Annotated in this window: 5 protein-coding genes and 1 tRNA gene; 4 read left to right on the plus strand and 2 right to left on the minus strand. The window is 76.2% G+C overall.

Translation table 11 applies throughout. From position 1 onward, the window contains the following. A partial coding sequence (locus tag ACWGDE_RS35605) for an SCO7613 C-terminal domain-containing membrane protein (protein WP_453393212.1) occupies positions 1-1,868 on the minus strand: 1,868 nt, incomplete at its 3' end. A 113-nt stretch (positions 1,869-1,981) separates the two neighbouring features. On the opposite strand from ACWGDE_RS35605, the gene ACWGDE_RS35610 reads away from it, so the two are divergent. Continuing rightward, on the plus strand, positions 1,982-2,503 hold the full coding sequence (locus ACWGDE_RS35610; protein WP_453393213.1) for an SRPBCC family protein: 522 nt from the start codon (positions 1,982-1,984) through the stop codon (positions 2,501-2,503). A 38-nt stretch (positions 2,504-2,541) separates the two neighbouring features. Continuing rightward, positions 2,542-2,613, plus strand: a tRNA-Val gene (locus ACWGDE_RS35615). A gap of 82 nt (positions 2,614-2,695) precedes the next feature. On the opposite strand, the gene ACWGDE_RS35620 is transcribed toward ACWGDE_RS35615, so the two are convergent. Further along, the gene (locus tag ACWGDE_RS35620; protein WP_453393214.1) at positions 2,696-3,421 is read right to left on the minus strand and encodes an exonuclease domain-containing protein; all 726 of its coding nucleotides are present in this window, start codon (positions 3,419-3,421) and stop codon (positions 2,696-2,698) included. Between the two features lie 255 nt (positions 3,422-3,676). Between ACWGDE_RS35620 and ACWGDE_RS35625 the strand changes: the two genes are divergently transcribed. Further along, positions 3,677-4,267 carry a DUF4365 domain-containing protein gene (locus ACWGDE_RS35625; RefSeq protein ID WP_453393215.1) on the plus strand — a complete coding sequence of 197 codons (591 nt, stop codon included), beginning with the start codon at positions 3,677-3,679 and terminating at the stop codon, positions 4,265-4,267. Next, positions 4,267-5,493 carry a hypothetical protein gene (locus ACWGDE_RS35630; protein WP_453393216.1) on the plus strand — a complete coding sequence of 409 codons (1,227 nt, stop codon included), beginning with the start codon at positions 4,267-4,269 and terminating at the stop codon, positions 5,491-5,493. Before ACWGDE_RS35625 ends, ACWGDE_RS35630 begins: the two co-directional genes overlap by 1 nt. Positions 5,494-5,556: the final 63 nt, after the last annotated feature.

Genomic DNA, 5,556 nt, shown 5'->3' on the forward strand with positions numbered 1-5,556 from the left:
GCGCACACCACACCGGCCAGCGCCAGGACCAGGGCGAGCACCGGAGCGTCCCCGGTGGCAAGCGCCACCGGGAGGAGCCCCGCGGCGGCCGCCGCGATCTCCGCCGGGATCCGTACGGAGCCGAGCCGCGGCCCGAACGCGGCCACCGCCGCGGGGACCAGCAGCACCGGCGGTGCCAGCCAGGCCGTCGGCGGGTCAGCCAGCGCGCCCAGCGCCACCATCAGCAGCGCCGCGTACCCGACGGCGAGCGCCGCCGCTCCCGCGCGGGCCCACGCCGGGCCGGGCCTGTACGCCGCTCCCGCCGCGCAGGCCGCCCCCAGCAGCCCGAACACCGCGAAGGTGGCCAGCCGGCCGTCCAGGGCCGCCACGGACACGCTCCCGGCCCCGGCCAGCGCGCACGCGCCCGCCGCGATCCCGGGCCCGGCGCCGACCGCCGCGATTCCCCGGCCGGCGCCGACCGCCGTGGACCGCAGCGCGAGCGCTCCCGCCGCCGACGTCACCGCGAGCTGGGCCGCGAGGACCGCGCCAGGGGGCAGGCCGAGCACCGCCGGAGCCGTGAACAGCGCCGACCAGCCCAGGACCACCGCCGCCACCCCCGGCTCCGCGCGCCCCGGCAGCGCGCGGACCAGCCACCACGCGGCCGCCGCCGCCGTCAGCAGCAGCGCCACCAGGGGCGCCGGTCCCGCGGTGTTCTCGGCCGCCCGCGGGGTCGTCGCCGACCACACCTCGGTCAGCACCCGCAGCCGGCCCGCCAGCACCGTCGCCACCCACACGACGCAGAGCGCCGCCTCGAAGACGGCCACCCCCGCACCGGCCCAGGCGAGCCCGCGCCGGACCGGAGCGGGGAGCGCGGGCACCCGCAGGGCGGCCGGCAGGGCCAGTGCCACCACCAGGTACCCCACCGGCGCCCAGCGCGCGCCCAGCTCCGGCGCGGGCAGCCCGCCCAGCGCCGCCACCGCCGCGAGACCGCCGACCACCGCGAGGGCCGTGGCCGCCCGGGACGCCCGCCACGCCACCGCCACCGCCAGTACGGCCGCGGCCGCCAGCAGCACCGACGAACCCACCGCCATCCCCGCCGAGTCCGCCCACGCCGACTCCGCCAGGGCCGTCACGAGCGCCATGGCGCCCACCAGAGATCCCGCCGCCGCGGCCCACGGGGACAGGCGTCCCGGGCGCAGCAGGACCAGCCCGGCGTCCAGGGCCGCCGTCGCCAGCAGCGCCCAGCCCTGGTCCAGGCCCGTCGCCCCGGCGGCGAGCGCCGCGAGCATCAGCGGGAACTGCGCCGCCAGCAGCGCCGCGAGCAGCGGGATCCGCAGCCGCACCAGCGCCGTGCCGTACCCGGCCCAGAGCGCCGCCAGCACCGCGGCCGCCCCCGCCGAGTACGCCACGGGGTCCAGCTCCGACAGGACGGTCGAGTACAGCGCGTACGCGTCCAGCACCGTCAGCAGCAGACCGACCGAGGCCACCGCCTCGGCGGTCGAGCGCAGCCCCCGGCGCAGCAGCGGCGCGGGCGTGCCCAGCGCTGCCGCCGTGACCACGGCGAGGACCGCACCGCGCCCGGCGATGCCCAGGGAACCCCAGCTGACCAGCGTGAACGCCAGCGCCGCCACGGCCAGCAGCACCGCGCCGAGGATCAGCAGCACGTTCTGCGCGCTCGGCGCGGAGGCCTCCGCGCCGCCCTGGAGCCGCTCCGGGCGGACCGGCCGGGCCTGCTGGGCGGCGGCGCCCCAGGCCAAGGGGGCCTGCCCGTGCAGCACGCGCAGCAGCCACTCCCGCCGGCTCAGCAAATAGTGGCGCCGGGCGTCGAGTTGGACCAGTTCGCGGTCGATGAGCACCAGCTCTTCGGCCGGCGGCAGGGGGATCTCCATGGTTCGGAGTGTGGCGCCCGTCACGCCGTCAGGACATGGGCGCGGGTACTCAGATCCGGGTGAGTCCCGTCTGAGTACCCCGCCGGGAGCCCGCCGCGCGCCAGACTGGACGCATGGACCGAAGCAGCGACAGGCCACGCAGTCCGCGCAGCATCCGTACGCCCGGCCCCCGCGAGCCCTGGACCCGCTACCGCTTCCGCAGCGTGTGGGACCTCGACGCCCCGGCCGCCCGCGTCTACGCCGCCCTGGAACGCCCGGAGTCCTACCCCCTGTGGTGGCCGCAGGTCCGAGCGGTCGCCCCGGCGGGCGACGAGCGCAGCGGTACGGCCCTCATCCGCTCGGCCCTTCCCTGCACGCTGCGCGTGAGCGCCGCCGAACTCCTGCGGGACCCCGTGCGCGGGGTGCTGGAGGTCGCCCTGGGCGGAGACCTCGAAGGGTGGGCGCGGTGGACCGTCCGCTCCCGGGCCGGCGGTTCGCGGGCCCTCTACGAGCAGGAGGTCGAAGTGCGCAGCCCCCTCATGCGGTGGCTGTCGCTGCCCGGGAGGCCCGTGTTCCGGCTCAACCACGCCCTGATGATGCGGGCCGGCCGGCGCGGACTGGCCGCGCATCTGGCCGCCGGAAGGGAAGCGGTTTGAACGAGCCCCGGGCCTTCTGTATTGTTCAGTCCGTTCCCGGGCGATTAGCTCAGCGGGAGAGCACTTCGTTCACACCGAAGGGGTCACTGGTTCGATCCCAGTATCGCCCACCGGGACAGGCCGGTCCGTCTCATGACGGACCGGCCTTCCGCATTTCCCGGACGTTCGCGGTGCGTCCTCGGACCGCGCGCGCTACGCGGCCGCCGGCAGTTCCGGGCGCAGCGGCCAGTGCGGATCGACCGGCTCCGGCGTCCCCTGCCGCGCGAACCACGCCTGCAGCCCCCGCGCCTGGGCGGCGTGCCACACCTGCTGCAGGGTGTGCAGCTCCGCCGGGGTCAGCCGTTCCAGCCGGCTCGCGAACCGGCGTCCCACCGCCCGTACGAGCTCCAGCGAGGCCAGCGCGTCCGCCCCCGCGTCATGGGCCCCCTCCAGCTCTATCCCGTAGTGCGCGCACAGGTCCGTCAGCGTCCGCCGCCCCTTGCGGTAGCGGTCCAGGTGCTTGTCGAGCACCCGCGGATCGAGCACCGTCAGCGGCCGGTTGTCCAGGTACCGCGCCAGCGAGGACGCCCGGTGCCGGCGCAACTCCCGGTCCAGCAGCGTCAGATCGAACGGCGCGTTCATCACCACCACCGGCCGGCCGGCGACCTGCTGCTCCCCGAGCGCGCGGGCTATCTCCTCCACCACCGGCGCGGGCCACCGCCCGTTGCGCTGGAGGTGCTCATCGGTCAGACCGTGCACTTCCGTGGCCCCCGGAGGTACCGGGATGCCGGGATTGACCAGCCAGCGCGTCGAGCGGACCCGGCCGCCCGCGCACTCCTGCACGATGAGAGCGGCGGACACGATCCGGTCCCGCTCCACGTCCACCCCGGTCGTCTCCGTGTCGAATGCGGCCAGCGGGCCCTCGTACCAGCGTGTCATGGCGAACTCCTCGTCACCCGTCGGCAGATGGGGCGCACCCGGGCACCGCAGCCTCAGGACCCGCCACCCTCGCCCGAATCGGTGATACCCGGGCTCTTTGCCCCGTACGCCGTTTGCGGCACGCCGACTGCGGAGACAACTCCAGTGGGGGACCGCACACATGACCGGTCGTCAACCCCGCACCCTGATACGGACCTGACGCGGCCCGGCACGGCCGCCTGAACGTCACAGCCCGGAAGGCATGGGGAGCCGGCCATGGCGCTCGCGCAGCCCGAACCGGGCGGGGTGCCGGCGCTGCAGATCGATCCGCTGACCGACCCGCGGAACGGACCGCTGCGCGGCACACTCGCCACCACCGCCTGTATGGAAACCCTTCAGGTGGGATACCTGCACGCCGTCGCCGCCGCGGCCGGCTGCTCGCTCTCCCAGCCCTTCCCGGACAACGGCATCGACTGGCACGTCAGCCACGGGGCGCCCGAGCACGTCGTCGACGACGAGGTGACCATCAAGGTGCAGCTGAAGGCGACCTACCAGGTACCGCCCAGACCGGCCGGGCCCACCTTCGGCTTCACGCTCGACAACGAGCACCTGGTGAAGCTCGCCCGCACCCCGGTCGCCGTGCACAAGATCCTCGTCGTGATGCTCGTGCCCCGTGAGCGCGATCAGTGGCTGAGCGCCGGACACGACCGCCTCGACCTGCGGCACTGCTGCTACTGGACCAATCTCGCCGGACAGCCCGTCACCGGCCGCCGCCGCACCACCGTCAGGATCCCGACCGCGCGGATCTTCGACGACCGGGCACTCTGCGAGATCATGACCCGGGTCGGGTCGGGAGGGACACCTTGATGAACTGGCAGTCACCGCACCTGGAGCCGCTCCCGTCCCCGGACTTCGGGGCCGGCGCACCCGACCCCGCGCAGGTCGATCCGCTCGTGCTGGGCGCGCTGCTGCACCGGCACGGCTGGCTGCGCCGCGGCGGAGCGGCCGGCCGGTACGGACGCTGGACGCCGCCCGCCCCCTACTCGACGGGTGGCGGCGGCCCGAGCCTCCTCGTCCCCGAGAGCCGCGCCTTCCCCGACTGCGCCGACCTCCTGGAAGAGGCCCTCACCGCGCTGTCGCGCAGTGGGCTGCCCTCGGCGCGCGAGGTGCTCTACGGGCTCAGCGTGCCGAGCGACGAGATCCGCTGGGACCGCGAGATCCCGCAGGGTGCGTACGGACTCCGGGGCGAGGCCGACTGGACCGCGCAGGAACAGCTGCGCTCGGCCGCCCGCCAGCTGCTCCTCGCGGGCGCCCTCGCCGACCGGGCCAGGGCCGGGTACTACGGCGCCCGGCACCGGGGACAGGCGGAGCGCGCGCTGGACGGGGTGCTGGTCGGGCCCGCTCCGGGAGGGCGGCGGCTCACCGCCTACGTCCCCGTGGACGGGGGGCGCGGCACCATGACCCGGCTGCACCACGCGCTGCACGCCGCCCGGGAGGCCGTGGACTACCAGCGGGCCACCGGCGGCATGGAGGCCTTCGACGCGGCGGTCGAGGCCGGGGTCAGCCGGGAGCTCGCCGAGGCCCTCATCGCGCTGGTCCGCGGCTCGGAGGGAGCCCGGGTCGCGCTCGCCTGGGCTCCGGCGGCCGGTGTACCGGCGGGCTGCGCGGCCCGGCCGGAGCCGGTGGAGTTCTCGCCCGGCGACCTGCCGGTGCTCCGGGAGGCGGCCGCGCGCTACACGCGGGACGAGCCGGCGGTGCCGGTGCGGGTGGCGGGTGCGGTGGTCCGGATGAGGCGGTCCGCCCCCGGCGGCGGGGGTACGGTCCGGCTGCGGGTGCTGGCAGGGGCGGAGATCCCGTACATCCGGGTCGTGCTCGACGAGGAGTCGTACCGGGTGGCGGGCCACGCGCACCTGGTGGGTCTCCCGATCCGGGTCAGTGGCCGCCTGCAGCGGCGGGGCGGGTTCCGCCGGCTGACGGACGCGGTGGACGTGACCCCGGTCCCGCTGGACGAGGTCGAGCGCGACCGGCTGATGAAGTCCCTGGACGGGGACGACGCCCTCGACCCGGGGGACGTCCTCCCGTCGGACGACTGACCCGTCCCTGCGGGGCTGTCCCCCACCCGCCCTTCGCCCGTTCCCCGGGGCTCCGCCCCAGAC

The organism is Streptomyces sp. NPDC054956, assembly GCF_053609185.1.